We start from the raw sequence: 22,419 nt of genomic DNA on the forward strand, positions 1-22,419 counted from the left end.
CGTAAGCTCCCCCGTCAAGTAGACAGCCCATTCCTGGAGTCTGCGACGGTGGTCAGCCTGGGCAGGAACTTGCGCGGTGGCAGCCCGCCCAGTGCGTCGTGAGGTCGGTGCTCGTTGTAGTCGAGCAGCCATTCCTCGGTGATGTGTTGAACCTGCTGGATCGAGTGGAACAGGTACGTGTCGAGCACTTCGGTCCGGTACGTGCGGTTGAATCGCTCGATATAGGCGTTCTGGTTCGGCTCGCCCGGTTCGATGAAGCGCAACGCGATGCCCTTGGCCGCGGCCCACTCGGTGAACTCATGCGAGGTCATCTCCGGCCCGTTGTCCAGGCGGATTGAATCGGGCCTGCCGTACCAGTCGATCAGGCGGCTGATCGTGCGGATCAAGCGCCGTGCTGGGATCGACGTGCCGACCTCGATGGCAAGGGCCTCGCGGTTCGCCTCGTCGATCACGTTGAGCGTGCGGAACCGGCGGCCGTCGTAGAGCGCGTCGTGCATGAAGTCCAGGGCCCAGCCCTGATTGACGAACTCGCCGGCCTGCAACGGCACCGGGTCGCGTTGAGGCACACGCTTCTTCGTTCGCCTCGGCAGGTTCAATCCCATTTCGCAGTACACGCGCCAGACCCTCTTGTGGTTCCACTGCCGCCCGTCCAGGCGCAGCCGATCAAAGCACTTCCAGAAGCCCCAACGGCTGCGTCGTTCGACCATCGCGTTCAGGGCCTCGATCACCTCGGCATCTCGCACCAGGCCATCCACTGGCCCGCGGTAGTACGCCGCCCGCGACAGGCCTGCAGCTGCGCAGGCCCGCTTGACTGGCACACGGTGCTCCTCGACCATGAGTTGCACCGCCTGCCGCCTCGCAGACGGCGTCACCACTTTCGGGAGACAACGTCCTTCAGCGCGGTGTTCTCCAGCGCCAGATCGGCGTACATGCGCTTGAGCTTGGCGTTCTCAGCCTCCAATTCGCGCATGCGCGTCAGGTCGCTCACCGAGACGCCCGCGTACTTGCTCTTCCACGCGTAGTACGTCGCCGCGCTGATGCCGTGCTTGCGGCACACCTCGGCAACGGCCAGCCCCGACTCGCCTTCCTTCAAGATCGCCACGATCTGGCTCTCGCTGAACTTGCTCTTTCTCATCGCGTCCTCGTCTTCCTTGTGAGGCCGCATTCTCCAGATTCAGGTGTCTACTGGTTGGGGGAGCTTACGNCTGGCTCTCGCTGAACTTGCTCTTTCTCATCGCGTCCTCGTCTTCCTTGTGAGGCCGCATTCTCCAGATTCAGGTGTCTACTGGTTGGGGGAGCTTACGCAACCACGTAGCAGTGCCCTGGTTTCTCAGCGGGGAATCCATATCGTCAACGTCCAGCTCATCGAACTGCGCCACTGGGACGTTGTCCACGCCGAACTTGGCCCCCTCCTCGCGCCATGAGGCTTCGATCCATCGCCTGGCATGCTCGATCAAGGTCTGCGTCATGGGCAGATGATAGGAGGAGTTGCGCACGGAATGACCGCCTAGGCTGCAAAGCGGACTTTTCAGGTCCCCGACCACACAGCGAGGTGAGCAGATGAACGCCGCGATCACACTTCCGGCGGCTCGTCCGATCGCCGGTCAAGGAGTTCCGTGAGCCGGTTTTTCACCGCGCGACAGTTGACCCTGCGCGCCCGACCATCGGGGCCACGCTCCAACGAACACACCGACACCTCGAGGTGCTGGTTCGCAAGGTGGTCCGCGAACGATTCGATGAACTCAGCATCTGGCTGGACCTCGCACAGGGTAATGAGTTCGACCCCAAGCGGTGACAGTTGAAACCCGTTCAAATCCACGGACTGTGTGCTCAGCGAGTCTCGTGCCCACCTCACCACGACGACATGTCCGCAGACACGAAATTCCACCTCTCGCTGCGCCCCCGGCGAGTATCGTCTGCCCATGCCGAGTCCCCCGACGCCAGACAAGAGTCCGAGGACTTGAAGGCGCATCAGTAAAGCGGCACTGATACCTCGCTTGTTGAGTAGCGTTCCGAAACCGCTTGGTACTGTGTCCTCCACGACGAATGGCGCAACCTTCGCGATTTCGTCCGCCTCGGATTTTGAAAGGGTTCGCAGAAAGTCGAGCGTTCGCAGTGAATAGGTGTTCGGGGCGGCGACCTCCCCGGCAAGGACGCGGCCCCATAGCCGTTGCATTTGCTCAGCCGAAGTTCGGCCAGCATTCGCGCGCCAAGCCGCGAGCCAATCGTCATCCACGGACGCGTCCGGAACTGGTGACACCTGTGTTTCGAGCCACGACTCCGCGTGAAATATCGCCTTCGTCTGGTTCACCTCCGCAGCGAGATAGTCGGCCGCGGCGAGGCCGAGCGCTCGCTCGGCAGCCCTTGGCAGGCTGAAGCTCGGCTCGATGCGACCTGTCGGTTCCGAGCGCTCACTTGTGTAGCAGACACGTAGGGTCGGGCCGGAATAATCCAGTCGCGCCTGTCCGGATTTCAATGCGGACGCTTCGGCCTCCGCTTGAGCTACAAAAAGAACTTCCTCTCGCCGGGCCATGGCAATCGCCCGACCCATCCTGCGCGCCTGCCACGGGCCGAGCAGCCCGCCCCCGCCCTTCTCGACTGTCTCCCACAGCTTGATCGATAGCGCTTCGCCGGGCGATTTCATGAAAGCTCCCTAAGAGCCCGAATTCTGCCGGATAGCGGAAAGCAAAACGCCCCCTGCAGGAGGGGGCGTTTTGCGGTGTGCGCGGCGAAAAAATTCGCCTGATTTGTTTGTAGTTTGTCTGCAGGCCCGGGGTGAATTCCGAAAGAACCTTTAGAAATCAACTACTTAAATGGCGGAGTCGGAGGGATTCGAACCCTCGATGCAGGTTTTGCCCACATACTCCCTTAGCAGGGGAGCACCTTCGGCCACTCGGTCACGACTCCAGCACAGCGCGCATTCTAACCCGGAAAACTCCGGTTCAGCCAGTGGGTTGGTCCAAATCGAACGCCTTGTGCAGTGCGCGCACCGCGAGTTCCATGTACTTCTCGTCGATCACGACGCTGGTCTTGATTTCGCTCGTGGTGATCATCTGGATGTTGATGCCCTCGTCGGCGAGCACGCGGAACATCTTGCTCGCCACGCCCACGTGCGACCGCATGCCGATGCCCACGATGCTGACCTTGCAGATCTTCGGGTCGCCCACCACGTTCGTGGCAGCCGTTTGGGGCACCACCTTCGTGTTCAGCAGCTCGATGGTGCGCGCGTAGTCGTTTCGGTGCACCGTGAACGAGAAGTCGGTCTTGCCGTCGTGCGAGACGTTCTGGATGATGACGTCGATGTCGATGTTGGCTTCGGCCACCGGACCCAGGATCTGGAACGCGATGCCGGGTTTGTCGGGCACGCCCAGCACGGTGATCTTCGCTTCATCGCGGTTGAAGGCGATGCCAGCCACAACTGCTTGTTCCATTTTTTCGTCTTCCTCAAAAGTGATCAGGGTGCCGGAACGTGCCTCTTCGGCGATGTCGATGTCCCAGGGGGTGAAGCTCGAGAGCACGCGCAGGGGCACGCGGTACTTGCCGGCGAATTCGACGGAACGGATCTGCAGCACCTTGGAACCCAGGCTCGCCATCTCGAGCATTTCCTCGAAGCTGACGGTGGCCAGGCGGCGCGCCTCGGGCACGATGCGCGGGTCGGTGGTGTAGACACCATCCACGTCGGTGTAGATGAGGCACTCGTGGGCCTTCATCGCGGCCGCCACGGCCACGGCCGAGGTGTCGGAACCACCACGTCCGAGCGTGGTGATGTTGTCGTTCTCGTCCAGGCCCTGGAAGCCCGCGATGATGACCACGCGGCCGGCGGCCAGGTCGGCGCGCACGCGGGCATCGTCGATGCTCTGGATGCGGGCCTTCGTGAACGAGCTGTCGGTGCGCACGGGCACTTGCCAGCCGGTGTAGCTCACGGCCTCCAGGCCTTCGGCCTGCAGCGCAATGGCCAGCAGGCCCACGGACACCTGTTCGCCGGTGGAGGCGATCATGTCGAGCTCGCGCAGCAGCGCCGGGGTGGTGGACGCCGGGGAGAGTTCCTTGGCCAGGCCGAGCAGGCGGTTGGTCTCGCCGCTCATGGCCGAGGGAACGACCACCATCTGGTGCCCGGCACGGGCCCATTTGGCGACCCGTTTGGCGACGTTGCGAATGCGCTCCGTGGAGCCCATGGAGGTGCCGCCGTATTTGTGAACGATGAGTGCCATGAAAAGGGTTCGCAGAGATGAAGGGATGCGCTGCGAAGCGCAACCTGGGATTTTAGCGGTTGCGGCGGGCGTTGGTCACGCTTCCGTCACGGGCAGGCGGTGCCAATGCAGCGCCAATTGGGCCTGACCGGGCAATCCGACCACCCTGGCGTCGATGCCGAGCCCCGGCACGAACAGCAATTGCCCGCCACTGAACACCAGCGGGCCATCGCGCTCCCATTCGGGCACGCCCGCCGCCTGGTACTGCTTCTTGAGGCTGCGCGCCGGCCGCTGGAGCCCCGCCTGGAACTGTTCACCCCCCCCGCGGGCGCGCAGGTCCAGGTGTGCGAGCCACGCGATCGGAACCCCCCCTTCGGCCACACGCGAGGCCACGAGCTCCCCGCCCCAGCCCGGCAAGCGGTACCGCCCTCCCCGCGTGATGCGCAGCCCCGTCTCGCGACGCAGAGACTCAACGTCGGCACGCGCGTGGTGGCAGGTCAGCCGGCCCCGGTACCGCCGCAGCGTGGCCTGGCCGAGTGGCCACTGCCCAGGGCCGGTACCGGCGAGTTCACCTTGGAGCCGCGCCACCAACGACGCCGGTGCTGCCGCCCCCACCTGGCCACGCAACCACAGGCGCAGCGCGTTGGCGCCGCGGTCCGGTCCCAGTGCCTGCCAGGCGGCCACCCGGAGCCCGCCCGCATCGGCGCACGACAGCAGGTCGGCCGCGGCCACGTCGTCAAGCACACGGCTCGCCTGCTGGGCCCAGCGCGCGGCCGCCCCGAGCGACACCTCGGCGTCGGGGAACGCACGGGTCAACGCCGGCCAGACGGCCAGGCGCAACCGGTTGCGGGCGAAACGCGGGTCGGTGTTGCTGCCGTCGTCGATGAAGCCGAGTCGGTGCTGCGCGAGGTACGCCTCGATGCTGTCGCGCGACCGGTCAAGCCACGGCCGCAGCCACACCAGCCCGTCGCGTTCGACACGGGCGGGCATGGCGGAGAGCCCGGCCACGCCAGCGCCCCGCAGGGCCTGCAACAGGAAGGTCTCGGCCTGGTCGCGGCGATGGTGGGCAAGGAGCACGGCGGTGGCGCCGCCGGCGCGGGCCAGGGCCGCGAGTGCCGTGTAGCGGGCCTCGCGGGCCCAGGCCTCGATGCTGTCGCCGCGGGCGGGCCGCCCGGTCAGCCGGTGGCCGGCAAACCGCACCGGCAAGCCGGCCACGGCCCAGCGTTCGCACTGCGTGCGCACGTGGTCGAACCACGCGTCGGCGTCGGGCTGCAGGCCATGATGGATGTGCAATGCCAGGACCTGGAGGTCCTGTGCCTGCGCCGCCACGGCGGTGGCGTGCAGGAGTGCGGTGGAGTCGCGGCCTCCACTGGTGGCGACCGCGACGATGCCCCGCACGGCGCGGATCAGCGCTCTTTGGTGTCGGAGAAACGACCGTAGGACTGCAGGCGCTCGTAGCGGCGGTCCAGCAGCTCCTTCGGCTTCAGGTCGTGGACCTGGCGCAGTGCGTCGTTGAGCGCGCGCTTGAGGTACGCCGCCATCTGCTTCGGATCGCGGTGGGCGCCACCGACCGGTTCGTTGACGATCTTGTCGACGAGGCCCAGGGCCTTCAGGCGGTGGGCCGTGATGCCCATGGCCTCGGCGGCCTCGGGTGCACGCTCCGACGTCTTCCAGAGGATGGACGCACAGCCTTCCGGCGAGATGACCGAATACACCGAATACTGCAGCATGAGCACCTGGTCGCCCACGCTGATGGCGAGCGCACCACCCGAGCCGCCTTCACCGATGATGGTGACGATGATGGGCACCTCGAGCTGCGCCATCTCGAAGATGTTGCGGCCGATGGCTTCCGACTGGCCGCGCTCTTCCGCGCCGATGCCGGGGTAGGCCCCGGGGGTGTCGACGAGCGTGAACACCGGCAGGCCGAACTTCTCGGCGAGTTTCATCAGGCGCAAGGCCTTGCGGTAGCCCTCGGGGCGCGACATGCCGAAGTTGCGCGCGGCGCGTTCCTTCGTGTCGCGGCCCTTCTGGTGGCCGATGACCATGCAGGCCTGGCCATTGAACCGCGCGAGACCGCCGACGATGGACTGGTCGTCCGCGAAGGAGCGGTCGCCCTTGAGTTCCTGGAAGTCGGTGAAGATCTCGTTGATGTAGTCAAGCGAGTACGGGCGCTGCGCATGGCGGGCGATCTGCGCCACTTGCCACGGGGTCAGCTGGGAATAGATGTCCTTCGTGAGCTGCTGGCTCTTCTGGCCGAGGCGGTCGATCTCGTCGGAGATGTCGACCGCGGATTCGCTCTGGACGTAACGCAGCTCTTCGATCTTCGTTTCGAGTTCGGCGATGGGCTGCTCGAATTCAAGGAAGTGACGTTTGCTCATCGGATGGGGGTCCTGCTGGTCTGGGAGCACCGCTGGTTGCGGGGCTCGACGTTGTTGCAACGCGACATTCGCGCTCGGCGCCAGATGCCGCGGCGCCTCGCTCAGTTTGGGACAGGCAGAGGTTCAAGGCTCCGCCAAATGTACCATGTGGCCACCGACCGGAATGGTGCCCAGGCGTCGCCCACTTCCCGGGCTTCGGCACGCGACACCGGCTCGCCGCTGAAGTAGTTCTGGCTGATGCCTTTCATGAGGCCCAGGTCGTCCAGGGGCAGCACGTTCGGGCGCAGCAGGTGGAAGATCAGGAACATCTCGGCGGTCCAGCGTCCGATCCCGCGGATGGCCACCAGTTCCTCGATGATGGCCTCGTCGTCCATCTGCTGCCACTGCTTCACGTGCACCATGCCGCTCTCGAAGTGGCGGGCCAGGTCGAGCACGTAGTCCACCTTGCGGGCCGACAGGCCCGCCTCGCGGATCTGCGCCGGCGCCAGGGCCAGCACGGCCGTGGGCTTGACCCGCTCGGCAGCGCCATCCACCGTGGCGGTGAACCGCTCCCACACCGACTGCGCGGCCTTCACGGAAATCTGCTGGCCCACGATGGACCGGGCGAGCGTGGTGAAGGCATCGCCCCGGCTCTGCAGCCGGGCGTCGCCGAACACGGGGATCAGCTTGCGCATGACGCGGTCGCGCTTCGACAGGTGCCGGCACGCCTCGTCCCAGAAATCAGGGGTGACTGTTCGGACCACGTCAGGCCTTCGTCCAGGTGGTGCCTTGCGGGGAATCCTGCAACACGATGCCGTCGGCCAGGAGTTCCTGGCGGATGCGGTCGGCGAGCGCGAAGTCACGGGCCTTCTTCGCCACGTTGCGCGCGTCGATCTTCGCCTGGATGGCAGGCTCGTCCGCGGCCGCCCCGCCCTGCAGGTAGGCCCGCGGGCTCTGCTGCAGCACGCCGAGCGCGCCGGCCAGGCCCTTCAGCAGCGCAGCCTGCGCCGTGGAGCCGGTGCGGTTGATGTCGCTGGCCAACTCGAACAGCACGGCCAGGGCCTCTGGCGTGTTGAAGTCCTCGTTCATCGCGTCGCGGAACCGCGCGGCCGGGCCGGTGGTCCAGTCGATCGGGGTGTCGGCCACGGGACCCACGGCGTCGAGTGCCGTGTAGAGGCGGCGCAGGCCGCTGCGGGCGTCGTCGACGTGGGCGTCGCTGAAGTTGAACGGGCTGCGGTAGTGCGTGCGCAGCATCAGGAAGCGGACGGTTTCCCCGTCGTAGCGCTTCAGCACGTCGCGGATCGTGAAGAAGTTGCCCAGGGACTTGGACATCTTCACGTTGTCGACGTTGACGAAGCCGTTGTGCATCCACACGTTCGCAAACGGTTTGCCGGAGGCGCCTTCGCTCTGGGCGATCTCGTTCTCGTGGTGCGGAAACTGCAGGTCGGCGCCACCGCAATGGATGTCGAAGTGTTCACCCAGCAGCGCGCAACCCATGGCCGAGCACTCGATATGCCAGCCCGGGCGGCCCGGGCCATACACGCTGTCCCACTTGGCGTCGGCCGGTTCGGTGGGCTTGGCGGCCTTCCACAGCACGAAGTCGAGGGGGTCTTCCTTGTCGCCCGCCACGGCCACGCGTTCGCCGGCCCGGAGCTGGTCGAGCGACTTGCCTGAGAGCTTGCCGTAGCCCGGAAACTTGCGCACGGCGTAGTTCACGTCGCCCGCCGCAGTGCGGTAGGCGAGGCCCTTGGCTTCGAGCGTGCCGATCATCTGGAGCATCTGCGGCACGTAGTCGGTGGCGCGGGGCTCGGCGTCGGGCGGCAACACACCGAGCGCGGCCGTGTCGTCGTGCATGGCCTGCGTCATCTCGCGCGTGAGGTCGCGGATGGAGATGTTGCGCTCGACCGCACGCTTGATGATCTTGTCTTCGATGTCCGTGACATTGCGCACGTACGTGACGCGGTACCCGGTTGCGCGCAACCAGCGTGCCACCACGTCGAACGCCACCATCATGCGGGCATGGCCCACGTGGCAGAGGTCGTACACCGTCATGCCGCACACGTACATGCGGACATGGTTGGGCTCGATGGGTGAAAAGGCCTCGGTCTGGCGGCTCAGGGTGTTGAAGATGCGCAGGCTCATCGGCAATACGAAAAATGGCAGGCGCGCGAACTGCCGGCACGCCCGCGGGGGGCACCGGCCGAACACAGCTGGGGACAGGGATGATCGGGATGCGAGCCGCGGCAGGGGCTGCGATACAATTTTCAGAGTATACCGGCTGCCCCGCTGCGGCCGTCCGAGCCCCCGGGCCTCCCGCTCCAAGGGCCATCCCTACCCGCCATCAGGATGTCGATGAATCGTCTACGCACGCGATGCCTGGGTCTGGCCGCCGCCGGTTTGCTGTTGACCCCAACCGCGGCGTTCGCCGACGACTTTGCCGATGTCGACCGGCTCTTTGCCGCGGGCCAGTTCGCCGATGCCGCGCATCGCGCGGATCAATCGCTCGCGGCACGCCCCCAGGACGCGCGCATGCGCTTCCTGAAGGGCCTGATCCTGTCCGAGCAAGGCAAGAACACCGAGGCCATCGAGGTGTTCAACAAGCTCGCCGCCGACCACCCGGATCTGCCGGAGCCTCAGAACAACCTCGCCGTGCTGTACAGCAAGCAGGGCCAGTACGACCAGGCCCGCCGCGCCCTCGAGGCCGCCATCCGCACCAACCCGAGCTATGCCACGGCCTACGAGAACCTCGGCGACGTGTACGCGAAGCTCGCGAGCCAGGCCTATTCGAAGGCCCTGCAGATCGACGGCACCAACAACACCAAGGTGGCACCCAAGCTGTCGATGATCCGCGGGCTGTTCTCGCCCCAGGCCACGGCCGGCCGCACCGTGGCGTCCGCCGCGCCCGCGCCTCGTCCACCGGCTGCTGCGCCCGCAACCGCGCCCGCACCCACACCTGCCCCGGCCCCGGTGCCGCCAGCCCCGCCCGCCGCCAAGCCCGCGCCCAAGCCGGTGGAGCCCCCGGCCCCAGCGCCTACGCCGAAGCCCGCCGCCACCGACACCCAGGGCCCGCAGGCCGCCGCCATCGCCTGGGCCAGCGCCTGGAGCCGCAAGGACCTCGACAGCTACTTCGCCGCCTACACCCGCGACTTCTCCGGCGGCAAGACGCGCAAGGCCTGGGAAGAGGAACGACGCGCCCGCATCCTCGGCAAGCGCAGCATCTCGGTGGCATTGACCAACTTCGACATCGAGGTCAAGGGCGAGCGGGCCACCGTCGAGTTCCACCAGGCCTACCGCGCCGACGCGCTCAAGGTGGCCAGCCGCAAGCGGCTCGACATGGTCCTCGTGTCCGGCCACTGGTTGATCCAGAAGGAAAGCAGCGGTTCGTGATCCGATCCTGGAATGTGCCGAGCCGCGGCTGGCTGGCCGCGGTCCTGCTGCTGCCGTTGCTGGCCTTTGCCGCGGCGCCGGCGCAGTCACCCGAAGCCCGGTTGATCGACGTGTACCGCCTGATCCAGGCGGGCCAGTCGCGCGTGGCGCTCGAGCGCGCCGAAGCGCTGGCCCGCGACGTGCCCAACTTCCAGCTCGCACAACTCCTCTACGCCGACCTGCTGCTCGTGCGCCAGGGCGCGTTCGCCGGCCTCGGTGGCCTGCCGGCATCGCTCCCGGCCGACGCCAAGGAACCACTCGCGCAGTTGCGGCGCGAAGCCTCGCTGCGGCTCGCCGCGCTGACCGAACGGCCGCCCACCGGCGCCCTGCCCCGCGAATTCATCGAACTGCCGGCCAGCAGCCGCCACGCCATCGCGGTGGACGCGAGCCGCTCGCGGCTCTACCTGTTCGAGAACACGCAACAAGGGTTCCGGCTCGTGGCGGATCACTACGTGTCGGTGGGACGCCTCGGCGTGGGCAAGCAGTCCCAGGGTGACCAGCGCACGCCGCTCGGTGTGTACTTCATCACCAGCCGGCTCGACCCGGGCCAGCTGCAGGACTTCTACGGCGCCGGCGCCTTGCCGCTCAACTACCCGAACGAGTACGACCGCCGCCAGGGCAAGACCGGCCATGGCATCTGGCTGCACGGGGTGCCGCAGCAGAACTTCGCGCGCACCCCGCAGAGCACCGACGGGTGCGTGGTGCTGGCCAACGACGACATGCAGCGCCTGCTGCACGACGTGGCCCCGCGCAGCACGCCGGTGCTCATCTCCCAGGCCATCCAGTGGGTCACGCCGGTGCAGGCCGGCGTGGCCCGCCAGGATGCCCGGCGGCTGCTGGAGAAGTGGCGCACGGCGCGGTCGTCGGGCAAGACAGAACTGCTGATGCCGTTCTATTCGGCCCGGTTCTCGAACGGCACGCCCGCCTGGGACCTGGCGCTCGCCAAGGAACTGCGTGCGGCCCAGGGCCGTGCCGCGGAACTCAAGGACGTGTCGATCCTCTCATGGCGGGACCAGAGCGATGTGCTGGTGGTGACGTTCGGGCTCGTCAACAAAGGTCAGCGCACCGGACAGGTCAAGCGCCAGTACTGGGGCAAGGAAGGTGGACAATGGAAGATATTCTTCGAAGGAGTGATTGGATGAACCTCAAGAAGTTCGTGGTCGTGGCCTGCATCGGCCTGGGTGCGGTCGCCTCGGCGCATGCACAAAAAGTGAAGTTCTCGACGAGCGCCGGCGACTTCGTCGTGCAACTCGATGCCGAAAAGGCGCCGAAGACGGTGGCCAACTTCGTGCAGTACGTGAAGGATGGCCAGTACACCGACACCATCTTCCACCGCGTGATCGGCAGCTTCATGATCCAGGGCGGCGGCTTCACGGCCGACATGAAGGAGAAACCCACCCGCGCGCCCATCCCGCTCGAAGCGCGCAACGGCCTGAAGAACGGCCGCGGCACCATCGCGATGGCCCGCACGCAAGACCCCAACTCCGCCACGGCGCAGTTTTTCATCAACGTCGTCGACAACAACATGCTCAACGCCGAAAACTCGCCCGACGGAAACGGCTATGCCGTGTTCGGCAAGGTCGTCGAGGGCATGGACGTCGTCGACAAGATCCGCGCGGTGAAGACCACCCGCAAATCCCCTCACTCGGACGTACCGGCCGAGCCCATCACCATCAAGAAGGCCACGCTGGAGAAATGACATGACCCAACACGTTGAACTGCAAACCAACCACGGCACCATCCGCATCGAGCTCGATGACGAGAAGGCCCCCAACACCGTGCGCAACTTCATCTCGTACGTCGAGAAGGGGCACTACGACGGCACCATCTTCCACCGTGTCATCAAGGGTTTCATGATCCAGGGCGGCGGCTTCGCCCCGGGCCTGAGCCAGAAGCCCACCGACGCCACCATCCAGAACGAGGCCAACAACGGCCTGAAGAACAACCACTACACGCTGGCGATGGCGCGCACGAGCGCACCGCACTCGGCCACGGCGCAGTTCTTCATCAACACCGCCAACAACGACTTCCTGAACTTCACGGCCGAAAGCGCGTCCGGCTGGGGTTATGCCGTGTTCGGCAAGGTCGTTGCCGGCACCGAGGTGGTCGATGCCATCGAAGGTGTCAAGGTGAGCAACAAGGGTGGTCACGAAAAGGTGCCCGTCGAGGACGTGGTGATCCAGAGCGCCAAGGTGGCCTGACCAGGTGACGCCCCGCCGTGAACACTGATCCCCGGCCGACCCCGGCCTTGACCATCCCCGCGGCGGCGGCCACCGAATGGGCCGTGCCGGCGCACTGGAAAGCGGTCGACTTCATCTCCGACCTGCACCTGGGCGACGACACGCCCCACACCTTCGAGGCGTGGAAGTCCCACCTGCAACACACCCCGGCCGATGCCGTCGTGATCCTCGGCGACTGGTTCGAGATGTGGGTCGGCGACGACCTGCGCACGCAAGGCCTTGCGGCGCAATGCGTCGAGGTGCTCGCCCAGGTGTCGCAGCAACGCACCGTGGCCTTCATGATCGGCAACCGTGATTTCCTGATCGGCGCCGACATGCTGGCCGCGTGCCACCTGAAGGGGCTCGACGATCCCACCGTGATGGTGGGGTTCGGCGAGCGGGTGCTCATCACCCACGGCGATGCGCTGTGCCTGTCCGACACCGCGTACCAGCAGTTCCGCGCCATGGTGCGCAACCCGGCCTGGCAGAAGCAGGCGCTGTCGCTGCCGCAAGCCGAACGGGTGCGCATCGGTGCGCAAATGCGCCACCAGAGCGAACAGAAGAAGGACGGCCGCTCGGCCCCCGCCGACTGGGCCGACGTGGACTTCCCCGCAGCCGTGGCCTGGCTCGAGGCCGCCCGGTCGGCCACGATGATCCACGGCCACACCCACCGGCCCGGCACGGAAACCATGGCACCCGGTTACGTGCGCCACGTGCTGTCCGACTGGGACCTGGACCACCCGCCCTACCGCGCCGAGGTGCTGCGGTGGTCCGCGGCCGGGCTGCACCGCGTGGCAGCGGCCGTTTCGCGCGCCTGATCCGATGACAAAGTGGTGGGCCAGCCTGCAGCGCTGGCGTGACCAGCGCACGCTGAACCGGCGCCCGATCCCCGACGCGCTGTGGGCCCTGACCCTGGCGCGCTTCCCGTTCCTCGCGCTGCCCGACACCGCCGACGCCGCGCGCCTGCGGGACCTCACCACGCTGTTCCTCGCCCGCAAGGAGTTCCACGGGGCCGAGGGCCTGGCCGTGACCGACCTGATGGCCGTGGCCATCGGCGCGCAAGCCTGCCTGCCCATCTTGAACCTGGGCCTCGACCACTACGACCGGTTTGTCGGCATCGTGGTCCATGCCGGCGAGGTGGTGGCGCGCCGTGAGGTGGTGGACGACGACGGCGTCGTGCACCACTACGACGAGCCGCTGAGCGGCGAGGCGATGGAAGGCGGCCCGGTGATGCTGTCGTGGCAGGACGTCGAGGAAGCGGGCGACACCGCGGAATGGGGCTACAACGTCGTGGTGCATGAGTTCGCCCACGTGCTCGACATGAACGACGGCCAGTCCGACGGCATCCCGCCGCTGCCGAACCGCGCGTTGCACGACACATGGCAACGGGTTTTCGCGGCCGAGTACGAGGCCTTCAGCGCCGACGTGGAGGCCGGCGTGGAAACCATGCTCGACCCCTACGCCGCCGAGGCCCCGGCAGAATTCTTCGCGGTGGCGTGCGAGGTGTTTTTCGTGGCACCGCACGACCTGCGCCACGTGCATCCGGATGTCTACGGGCTGCTGCGCGACTACTTCAAGCAGGATCCGGCCGAACGCCAGTGAAGGCAGCGAGAGCGGAGCGCGGGCCGAATCAAAAACGCCCGCACAAGGCGGGCGTCAAGCAAGCGAAGCGAAGCGAAGCGAAGCGCCAGATCAAGCCACCCGCGAGGACCGGCTTTGCCGGCCGACCCGGGGTCGCCCCCTGGGGGCAGGAGGCGCCAGCCGACTGGGGTTGTCGCTTTTTCGCGGCGGCTGGATGTCGAGCACCGTCTTGCCGTCGGCATCGACGTCCACCGTCAGGCGGCCGCCATCGACCAGGCTGCCGAACAGCAGTTCGTCGGCCAGCGCGCGCCGGATGGTGTCCTGGATCAGGCGCTGCATGGGGCGAGCGCCCATCAGCGGGTCGAACCCGTTCTTGGCGAGCAGCTTGCGCAGCGCGTCGGTGAACGTGACCTCGACCTTCTTCTCCGACAACTGGCTTTCGAGCTGCAGCAGGAACTTGTCGACCACGCGCATGATGATTTCCTGGTCAAGCGCACGGAAGCTGACGATGGCATCCAGGCGGTTGCGGAACTCCGGCGTGAACAGGCGCTTGATGTCGGCCATCTCGTCGCCCGACTCGCGGGCGTTCGTGAAGCCGATGGTGGCCTTGTTCATGGTCTCGGCGCCCGCGTTCGTCGTCATGATGATGATGACGTTGCGGAAGTCGGCCTTGCGCCCGTTGTTGTCGGTCAGCGAGCCGTGGTCCATGACCTGCAGCAGCACGTTGAAGACGTCCGGATGGGCCTTCTCGATTTCGTCGAGCAGCAGCACCGAATGCGGCTTCTTCGTGATGGCTTCGGTCAGCAGCCCACCCTGGTCGAACCCGACGTAGCCCGGAGGCGCACCGATCAGGCGGCTGACCGCGTGGCGCTCCATGTACTCGCTCATGTCGAAGCGGATCAGGTCGATGCCGAGGATGAAGGCCAGCTGCTTCGCGACTTCGGTCTTGCCAACGCCCGTGGGGCCGCTGAACAGGAACGAGCCGATCGGCTTGTCGGGCTTGCCCAGGCCGGACCGCGCCATCTTGATGGCAGCGGCCAGCGCGTCGATGGCCGGCTCCTGGCCGAACACGACACTCTTGAGGTCGCGGTCGAGCGTCTTGAGCTTGGAGCGGTCGTCGCTGGACACGCTCGCGGGCGGGATGCGGGCGATCTTCGCCACGATGTCCTCGACCTCGTTGCGCGTGATGGTCTTCTTCTGCTTGCTCTTGGGCAGGATACGCTGCGCGGCACCGGCCTCGTCGATCACGTCGATGGCCTTGTCGGGCAGATGGCGGTCGTTGATGAACTTGGCCGACAGCTCGGCTGCAGCCTGCAGCGCGCCCAGCGCGTACTTCACGCTGTGGTGTTCCTCGAAGCGCGACTTGAGGCCCTTCAGGATCTCGACGGTCTGCTCCACGGACGGCTCGACCACGTCGACCTTCTGGAAGCGCCGCGACAGGGCCGCGTCCTTCTCGAAGATGCCACGGTATTCGGTGAACGTGGTGGCGCCGATGCACTTCATGGCACCCGAACTCAGCGCGGGCTTCAGCAGGTTGCTGGCATCGAGCGTGCCGCCGGACGCCGCACCGGCGCCGATCAGCGTGTGGATCTCATCGATGAACAGCACCGCGTTGGGCTGGTCCTTCAGGTGCTTGAGCACGCTCTTGAGCCGTTGCTCGAAGTCGCCGCGGTACTTGGTGCCGGCCAGCAGCGCGCCCATGTCGAGTGAGTACACCTGCGCGTCGGCCAGGATTTCCGGCACGTCGTTCTGCGTGATGCGCCACGCGAGGCCCTCGGCGATGGCGGTCTTGCCCACGCCGGCTTCACCGACGAGCAGCGGGTTGTTCTTGCGGCGGCGGCACAGGATCTGGATCACACGCTCGACCTCGTGCTCGCGGCCGATCAACGGATCGATCTTGCCTTCGCGGGCGAGCTGGTTCAGGTTCTGCGTGAACTGGTCGAGCGGCGAACCCTTGGCTTCGCCCTCCTCCTTCTCGCCCTCCTGGCTGGCGCCATCGTTGGCCTTCGGCGTTTCCGGCGGATCGGACTTCTTGATGCCGTGGGCGATGAAGTTGACGACGTCCAGGCGCGTGACCCCCTGCTGGTGCAGGTAGTACACGGCATGCGAGTCCTTCTCGCCGAAGATGGCCACGAGCACGTTGGCCCCCGTCACTTCCTTCTTGCCACTGCCCGTGGACTGCACGTGCATGATGGCGCGCTGGATGACGCGCTGGAAACCGAGCGTGGGCTGGGTGTCCACCTCTTCGGCCCCCCCCACCGTAGGCGTGTTTTCCTTGATGAACTGGGCCAGGCTCTTGCGCAGTTCGTCGATGCTCGCAGAGCACGCGCGCAGCACTTCAGCGGCCGACGGGTTGTCCAACAGCGCCATCAGCAGGTGTTCCACCGTGATGAATTCGTGGCGCTGCTGGCGCGCCTCGACGAACGCCATGTGCAGACTGACTTCAAGCTCTTGCGCAATCATGCGGCCTCCATAATGCATTGCAAAGGGTGCCCGCCGCGGCGTGCGGCGGTTGCCACCAGTTCGACCTTCGTTGCTGCCACGTCCTTCGTGTACACACCGCACACGCCCCGGCCCTCCTTGTGGACCTTGAGCATGATCTGTGTGGCCGTCTCCAGATCTCGTTTGAAGTATTCCTGCAGGACCATCACGACGAACTCCATCGGCGTGTAGTCATCGTTGAGCAGCACCACCTGGTACATGCGAGGCGGCTCCGTCTTGGCGGCCTGACGCTCGGCGACGACAGCTCCCTGCCCTTCATCGGGCAATGCGGGCTTCGGCGTCTGTGGGGGGATCGGCTTTTCCTCTGGCATGGAATGATTCTATCGAGTCGGCACGCTATCGGTCACACGGATGGATATTGCGCCGATCTGCGCCTCGTCAAGCCCGGAAATGGGACTCCCCTGACATTTATTTTGGGGCACCCCGTTTCACCCTCCCACCCCCTACCGTGGTATTGACAAGTTGGCCTTTGCAAACCGAGAATTTGTGCACAACAAGGGATCGGGAGAACCCAGAATGACTGTAGGTACGGTGAAGTGGTTCAATGACGCCAAGGGATTTGGTTTCATCGAGCCCCAAGGTGGTGGCGACGACGTGTTCGCCCATTTTTCTGCCATCCAGATGGAAGGGTTTCGCACCCTCCAGCAAGGCGAGCAGGTGTCGTATGAGCTGGTCCAGGGCCCCAAGGGCCGCCTGGCACAGAACATCCGCCCACTGCGCACGCCCGCAGGTGTCTCGGACGACAGCGAATCCATCCCCCTCGACGACACGGCCGACGAGGCCCTGAACTCGGTATCGGGTGCGTTGGCCGCGTCGCCCTGACCTTCCTGCGCTGATCTGCCACACGGCTGAGGCCCGGCGCCACCCGGGCCGGCTTGAACACGCCCGTCGTTCGCGGTGGGCGGTTTCATGTCGTTTGGTCAGGCGGTTGGGGGCGCCGTGGCGAGCGCCCCATCCACCAGCCCGCCGGCCAAGTCGGCGGCGCGCCGGATGCTGCCGAACAGCCGGCCCTGTACTTCCACGCACTCCTCGCTGCTGAGCAGGTCGAGTTGCCGTTGCACGTCCACGCCCGACGCGGCGCTGGCAATGCCAAGCGTGTCGCACAGCGTCGTCAGCGCACGCACCATGGCGTCGCCCTCTTTGTCCAGGCCCACCTGGCGCACGAACGATTCCTCGATCTTGACCTTGTCGAACGGGAACCGGCCCAGCAGGCCAAGGGCCGAACGGCTCGAGCCGAAATGGTCGATCGCGATGCGCACCCCGAGGTCCTTCAGCCGGTGCAGCGCGGCCAGCAGCCGCTCGCCACCGCCCGACAACACGTGTTCACCCACCTCGAGCTCCAGCCGCCCCGCACCGAGCCCCGACCGCTGCAAGGCCTCGGCCACGACGCCAGGGAACGCGGGGTCCTCGAGCTGGCCCGCGTTGATGTCGACCGACAACCGCAGGTCATCGGACCAGCGTGCGGCGTCCTGGCAGGCCTGGCGCAGGATCCAGTCGCCAAGCGGACGCAGGACACCGATCTCGTCGGCCAGGCAATGCACCTCCTGCAGCTCGACCAGGCCGCGCCGGGGATGCCGCCAGTGCACCTTGGCCTCGTAGCCGCAGACCGTGCCGAACCGCACGTTGACCACCGGCTCGTAGCTGACCTCGAACTCGTGGCGCGCCAGCGCCTGCCCCAACTCGCGTTCGAGCTCGCGCCGCGCCTGCAGGCGCGCCTCCATGTCCGGTTCGAAAAACCGGTAGCGCCCGCGCCCGGCCTGCTTCGCGCCGTACAACGCCATGTCGGCACACGCGAGCAGGCGGTCCGGGTCGGCATCGCGGGACGCCGCCACCATGATGCCCACGCTCGCACCGATCCCCACCTGGTGCCCCTTCAACTCGTACGGGGCGCCGAGCGCCGACACGATGCGGCCGGCCAGGTGTTCCGCATCACGCGGGCTCGCCAGGCCCGACTGCACGATGGCGAACTCGTCGCCCCCGAGCCGCGCCACGAGGTCGCCCTCGCGCACCACGTGGGCCAGGCGCTGTGTCACCGCGAGCAGCAAGGCATCGCCCGCCGGATGGCCGAGCGTGTCGTTCACTTCCTTGAAGCGGTCGAGGTCGACATACAACACGGCCACGCCATCGCCATCGGTGACCCGCGTGAGCGCCTCGGCCAGCCGCGCGCGGAAACGGGTGCGGTTGGGCAAGGCCGTCAACGGGTCGTGCTGGGCCAGGTGGGCGACGTGGGCCTGCGCCCGGCGCCGTTCATCGATGTCCTCCAGCACACCCACCCATTCCGACCCGGACCGGCCGGGTTCATCGACCTGCACCCCGCGCACCCGCACCCAGCGCCAACTGCCGTCGCGCACCTTCAGGCGGAACTCCACATCCATCTCGCGCCGGCCGGCCGCGATTTCGCCGAGCATGGCGTTGACGGACGGCCGCTCGGCGTCGTGCACCTGCTCGATCCAGCCGAACCCGAGGGCTCGCGCTTCCGGCTGGCCGGTCACCGCCTCCCAGCCCGCCGCGGCGAACAGAAGGCCATCGGTGGTGCCGCGCCACAGCACGAGCGCCCCGGCCTGCGCCAGCGTCCGGTAGCGCCGCTCGCTGACGGCCAGCGCCTCGGCATTGCGGCGGGCGTCCTCGGCCCGCTGGTGCAGGGCGGCCTGCGAGCCCTCGATGCGCTCACGGAGTGCCTCGAATTCCTGGATCGCGATCGTGGTGGCCTCGTCCGGCGAGGCCGCGCTGCGCCGGCCCTCGGCAGCATGTTCCGCGTCGCGGGCCAGGCGCGCCACGGGGTGAAGCACCTGGCGCGCGAGCCACACCGCCATCAGCAACGCGAGCGACACCGCGACGGCCCCGCCCAGCAGCAGCTGGCGCCGCAGGTCCTGCCAGCCCGCATTGAAGGTATCGAGCGGTTCCCCCGCCACCACCACCCACCCCGGCGTGCCTGCCAGGCGCTGGAACGCGAACTTGATGGGCAGGCCCTCCGCGGTGCGCGCCTCGAACAGCCCGTGGGTTTCGGCGTGCGAACTCACCTTCACCCAGTCGGGCACCATCCGGCCGACCATGCTTGCGGCATCGCGTGAGCGCGCGAGGAGGCGCCCGTTGCCATCGGTCACCGCAACCAGCATGCTGGCCTGGGTGGCGCCGTCCTGCGGCGCAAGATCGACGAGTTGGTGCGGAGGCACCAGCACACCGACCAGCACCGGTTCCCCCCGGCGCACCTGGCGCGTGACGATGGCCAGCCGAGGCGGATCGACCAGCAGGTTGGACACGGCCGGGCGGCCGCTGACCGTCACGGCAGAGGCGGTGTCGGCCGGCAGGCCGGCCGCGGTGAGCAGCCCGGCGCCGTCACGCCCCGTGAGCGCCGAGGCCGGCTCGGACACCACGAGCGCCCCTGGCAACAGCCCGGCGCCATCCAGCCATTCCTGCAACCCGGCGATGCCGGCCGCACCGCCGGACGGTGCCGCCAGCGCTTGCACGAGCGCTGTCTTGCTGCCGAGGTTGCGCTCGATGGCGTGGGCCAACGTGCGGGCCGTGTCGGCGAGCCGGTTGCCCGAAGCCTCGCGGTAGGAATCGGCGGTGCGCCACAGCGCAAACGCACCGGCCACCAGCGTGGGCACGAGCGTGGCCAGCACGAGCGCCACCAGGTAGGTGCGCAGTCGGCGGCGGCCTCGGCCGCGAAGTCGGTACTGCAGGTCCTGCCAGTTCATGTTCCGTGGATCGCAGACATTCGGGCCAGGGGACGGCACCAGGCGCGGCATCGGGAAACCCGGCGCGCGAGGGCGTTGCGGTGCGAACCGCGAATCGTACACGGGTCGGTGCCGATTGCGTCACCGCGGAAACAAACCGGCCACATGATCGATACACGCGCCGGTCAGCATGTGGATTTTGTTGCACTGCGCTGCCGTGACCCGCTGCCTTCTCATCGACGACGACGAACAGATCCGCACCACCCTCTCCGATTACCTTCGGGGCTTCGGCATGGTGGTCGACGCCGCGCCGGACGGGGCCGGACTGCGCGAAGCGCTCCGGGCCCACACCTTCCAGCTCATCATCCTCGACGTGAGGCTGCCCGGCGAAAGCGGCCTCGACCTGTGCCGGTGGCTGCGCCAGCAGCAGCACACCACGCCCGTGATCATGCTCACCGCGCAGGGTGACCCGATCAGCCGCGTGCTCGGCCTGGAAATGGGCGCCGACGACTACCTGGGCAAGCCGTTCGAGCCACGCGAGCTGGTGGCCCGCATCCATGCCGTGCTGCGGCGAGTGCCCCGCGCCGGCCCGCCCCTACCCGAAGGCGGCCGGTACATCCACTTCGACGGCTGGGCGCTCGACAGCCTGCAGCGGTTGCTGACGTCCCCGTCGCACGTGATCGTGGCGCTGTCGAACGCCGAGTACCGCCTGCTGACTGCCTTCGTGTCGCGGCCGGGATGCGTGCTGACACGCGAACAGCTGGTCGACGCCACGGCGTCCGCCGGCGCCGAGGTGCAGGGCCGCAGCGTGGACCTCGCGGTGTCTCGCCTGCGTCAGAAACTCGGCAACAACCAGTCCGCGCAGGCGCTGATCCGCACCGTTCGCGGTGAAGGTTACTTGTTTGCCGGGAAGGTCACGCCATGAAGGGCTGGTGGACCGACACCCTCTTTCAATCGTCGCAATCCACCGGCGCCCGACCGGACCCCAACGCTTTCCACTCCCCCGATTCAGGGCGATAGAACTCCCGCCGCACATCATTTGGGCGCAGAATCGGTGTCGTGCTGAACGACGGCATATGGCCAGGCCGCGCAAGCACGTCGCCGTCGCCGTCCGCGAGCCGGGAGCTAGTCTATGTCCAAGCGCCTCGTGTCCATGATTGCCATCGGCGCCACCGCTCTGGCGGCTGCCACCCTGTTCTTCTTCAAATCGTACAAGCCGCAGCCCGACCTGCCGCCGGCCGCGCCCGTGGCCGCGGGCTTCCTGCACGGGCAGACGGTTCGCATGCTGATCGTCGGCGACCCGTTCTCCATCGCGCTGCGCGCGGGCGCGCGCGAGTTGGGCCGCCGCGCCGGGGGCAGCATCGAGATCGAAGTGGTCGGCTACAACGACGTGCGCCGGCTCACGCTGCTCAATGCGCAGGACCAGCACTCGGCCTACGACATCGTCAGCTTCGACAGCGTGTGGGCCGGCGAGTACGGCGCCGCGGGCGTGTTGCTGCCGCTGAACGACTGGATCAAGGCGTCGGCGGCGACGATCCGCCCCGACGACTTCCTCGAGATCGGCTACCGGCAGGGGCAGTTCAAGGGCCGACAGCTCGGCCTGCCGATCCAGCCCCACCCCGAGTTGCTGTGGATCCGCCGCGACCTGTTCGAGAAGGCCGGCCTTGCCGCGCCGCGAACCACGGACGAGTTGCTGGCGGTGGCGAAGCGCTTTACGCAACCGGCGCAGGGTCAGTTCGGGATTTGCTGGAACGGCCAACGCGGCCAGGCGCTCGGCCAGCAGATGGCGCATTTCTACGCGGCCTTCGGCCAGCCCTTGCTCGACGCCGGCGGGCGGCCGACCCTGAACACCGAGCGCGGCATCGCCGCGGCGCGCTTCGCGCAGAGCCTGTTGCCGTTTTCGCCACCCGACGTGCTGAACATGGCCTGGGACCAGCGGCCGGTGCGCTTCGCCAAGGGCGGCTGCGTGATGACCTACGAATGGGCGGCACGCAGCTACTTGGTCGAGGAAGACCCCGGCTCGCAGGTCGCCGGGCGGGTCGGCTACGAGGCAGCGCCGCACGCGCCGGGCGCCAAGCCGGTCACGTCGATCGGCACCTGGAGCCTGGGCATCCCCGCCAACATCGGCGCGCGGCGTGACATCGCCTGGCCGTTCCTCGCCTGGCTGACGGGCAGCGAGATCGAGCGCTGGCTGGCGCAGCAAGGCAACGGTGGCATGCCCCGCTACTCGGTGATGCGCGACCCCGCGCTTGCGCAGCGCTACCCGGCCTTCCAGGCCGTCGCGCGGCTGGGCAGCGCCGGCCAGCTCGACGACTGGATGCGCCCGGCGGTGCCGCAGTGGCCGGCGTTGGCCGACGTTCTGGGCAGCGTGTACCACGACATGCTGCGCGGAGAGTCGACGCCTGAGCAGGCTGCCGCACGCGCCCAGCAGCAGGCCGATGCGCTTTTCACGGCCCCGGCCAAGTGA

The 22,419-nt window shown here is 67.3% G+C and carries 18 protein-coding genes, 1 tRNA gene and 1 pseudogene; 9 read left to right on the forward strand and 11 right to left on the reverse strand.

Annotated features, from left to right (window positions below):
• Nucleotides 1–14 precede the first annotated feature (14 nt).
• The 8 genes from ASC87_RS24150 to cysS all read right to left on the reverse strand — a co-directional run bounded on the left by ASC87_RS24150 (nucleotide 15) and on the right by cysS (nucleotide 8,689).
• Nucleotides 15–1,135, reverse strand: a protein-coding gene (locus ASC87_RS24150) for an IS3 family transposase (protein WP_369820789.1) whose coding sequence is annotated in 2 segments (ribosomal slippage) — nucleotides 15–871 and nucleotides 871–1,135 — 1,122 coding nt in all. Because the reading frame shifts where the segments join, the coding sequence is not laid out codon by codon here.
• Between the two features lie 438 nt (nucleotides 1,136–1,573).
• Nucleotides 1,574–2,644: a DUF2806 domain-containing protein gene (locus ASC87_RS24165; RefSeq protein ID WP_056668782.1), complete on the reverse strand. Its 1,071-nt coding sequence runs from the start codon at nucleotides 2,642–2,644 to the stop codon at nucleotides 1,574–1,576.
• A gap of 170 nt (nucleotides 2,645–2,814) precedes the next feature.
• Nucleotides 2,815–2,907: transfer RNA gene (locus ASC87_RS24170), tRNA-Ser, on the reverse strand.
• 35 nt (nucleotides 2,908–2,942) lie between these two features.
• Nucleotides 2,943–4,211 (reverse strand): aspartate kinase, encoded by a 1,269-nt coding sequence (locus ASC87_RS24175; protein WP_056668785.1) that lies wholly within the window; start codon nucleotides 4,209–4,211, stop codon nucleotides 2,943–2,945.
• A 75-nt stretch (nucleotides 4,212–4,286) separates the two neighbouring features.
• Nucleotides 4,287–5,588, reverse strand: a complete 1,302-nt coding sequence (gene tilS, locus ASC87_RS24180; RefSeq protein ID WP_056668788.1) for a tRNA lysidine(34) synthetase TilS — start codon at nucleotides 5,586–5,588, stop codon at nucleotides 4,287–4,289.
• 8 nt (nucleotides 5,589–5,596) lie between these two features.
• Nucleotides 5,597–6,568, reverse strand: a complete 972-nt coding sequence (locus tag ASC87_RS24185) for an acetyl-CoA carboxylase carboxyltransferase subunit alpha (RefSeq protein WP_056668791.1) — start codon at nucleotides 6,566–6,568, stop codon at nucleotides 5,597–5,599.
• Between the two features lie 101 nt (nucleotides 6,569–6,669).
• Nucleotides 6,670–7,347, reverse strand: a complete 678-nt coding sequence (locus ASC87_RS24190) for a DNA-3-methyladenine glycosylase (protein ID WP_056669538.1) — start codon at nucleotides 7,345–7,347, stop codon at nucleotides 6,670–6,672.
• Complete coding sequence (gene cysS, locus ASC87_RS24195; protein ID WP_056668794.1) at nucleotides 7,313–8,689, reverse strand: cysteine--tRNA ligase; 1,377 nt, start codon at nucleotides 8,687–8,689, stop codon at nucleotides 7,313–7,315. Before cysS ends, ASC87_RS24190 begins: the two co-directional genes overlap by 35 nt.
• A gap of 210 nt (nucleotides 8,690–8,899) precedes the next feature.
• Between cysS and ASC87_RS24200 the strand changes: the two genes are divergently transcribed.
• From ASC87_RS24200 to ASC87_RS24225, 6 genes are read left to right on the forward strand one after another with little or no spacing between them, the layout of a single operon-like run.
• Nucleotides 8,900–9,934 (forward strand): tetratricopeptide repeat protein, encoded by a 1,035-nt coding sequence (locus ASC87_RS24200; protein WP_200954508.1) that lies wholly within the window; start codon nucleotides 8,900–8,902, stop codon nucleotides 9,932–9,934.
• Nucleotides 9,931–11,115 (forward strand): murein L,D-transpeptidase family protein, encoded by a 1,185-nt coding sequence (locus ASC87_RS24205; RefSeq protein WP_056668800.1) that lies wholly within the window; start codon nucleotides 9,931–9,933, stop codon nucleotides 11,113–11,115. Before ASC87_RS24200 ends, ASC87_RS24205 begins: the two co-directional genes overlap by 4 nt.
• Entirely contained in the window at nucleotides 11,112–11,672 is a 561-nt protein-coding gene (locus tag ASC87_RS24210) for a peptidylprolyl isomerase (protein ID WP_056668803.1), read from the forward strand. The genes ASC87_RS24205 and ASC87_RS24210 overlap by 4 nt, the downstream gene beginning before the upstream one ends.
• Before the next feature lies 1 nt (nucleotide 11,673).
• Nucleotides 11,674–12,174, forward strand: a complete 501-nt coding sequence (locus ASC87_RS24215) for a peptidylprolyl isomerase (RefSeq protein WP_056668806.1) — start codon at nucleotides 11,674–11,676, stop codon at nucleotides 12,172–12,174.
• 17 nt (nucleotides 12,175–12,191) lie between these two features.
• Nucleotides 12,192–13,010, forward strand: a complete 819-nt coding sequence (locus ASC87_RS24220) for a UDP-2,3-diacylglucosamine diphosphatase (protein WP_235582272.1) — start codon at nucleotides 12,192–12,194, stop codon at nucleotides 13,008–13,010.
• 4 nt (nucleotides 13,011–13,014) lie between these two features.
• Entirely contained in the window at nucleotides 13,015–13,794 is a 780-nt protein-coding gene (locus ASC87_RS24225) for a zinc-dependent peptidase (protein WP_056668810.1), read from the forward strand.
• Between the two features lie 90 nt (nucleotides 13,795–13,884).
• Here ASC87_RS24225 and clpA read toward each other — a convergent pair whose 3' ends face one another.
• The gene (clpA, locus tag ASC87_RS24230; RefSeq protein WP_056668813.1) at nucleotides 13,885–16,236 is read right to left on the reverse strand and encodes an ATP-dependent Clp protease ATP-binding subunit ClpA; all 2,352 of its coding nucleotides are present in this window, start codon (nucleotides 16,234–16,236) and stop codon (nucleotides 13,885–13,887) included.
• Entirely contained in the window at nucleotides 16,233–16,586 is a 354-nt protein-coding gene (gene clpS / locus ASC87_RS24235) for an ATP-dependent Clp protease adapter ClpS (protein WP_056668816.1), read from the reverse strand. The genes clpA and clpS overlap by 4 nt, the downstream gene beginning before the upstream one ends.
• Before the next feature lie 205 nt (nucleotides 16,587–16,791).
• Here clpS and ASC87_RS31080 point away from each other — a divergent pair.
• Nucleotides 16,792–16,986, forward strand: a pseudogene (locus ASC87_RS31080) (cold-shock protein); the annotation flags it as partial.
• A gap of 209 nt (nucleotides 16,987–17,195) precedes the next feature.
• On the opposite strand, the gene ASC87_RS24245 reads toward ASC87_RS31080, so the two are convergent.
• Nucleotides 17,196–19,973, reverse strand: coding sequence for an EAL domain-containing protein (locus tag ASC87_RS24245; protein ID WP_056668819.1), 2,778 nt, complete (start codon nucleotides 19,971–19,973; stop codon nucleotides 17,196–17,198).
• A 196-nt stretch (nucleotides 19,974–20,169) separates the two neighbouring features.
• Between ASC87_RS24245 and ASC87_RS24250 the strand changes: the two genes are divergently transcribed.
• Nucleotides 20,170–20,877 (forward strand): response regulator transcription factor, encoded by a 708-nt coding sequence (locus tag ASC87_RS24250; RefSeq protein WP_304440702.1) that lies wholly within the window; start codon nucleotides 20,170–20,172, stop codon nucleotides 20,875–20,877.
• Between the two features lie 207 nt (nucleotides 20,878–21,084).
• Nucleotides 21,085–22,419, forward strand: coding sequence for an ABC transporter substrate-binding protein (locus tag ASC87_RS24255; RefSeq protein ID WP_056668825.1), 1,335 nt, complete (start codon nucleotides 21,085–21,087; stop codon nucleotides 22,417–22,419).

Source organism: Rhizobacter sp. Root1221 (assembly GCF_001425785.1).
In the GTDB taxonomy this organism is placed as follows: Bacteria; Pseudomonadota; Gammaproteobacteria; order Burkholderiales; family Burkholderiaceae_C; genus Rhizobacter.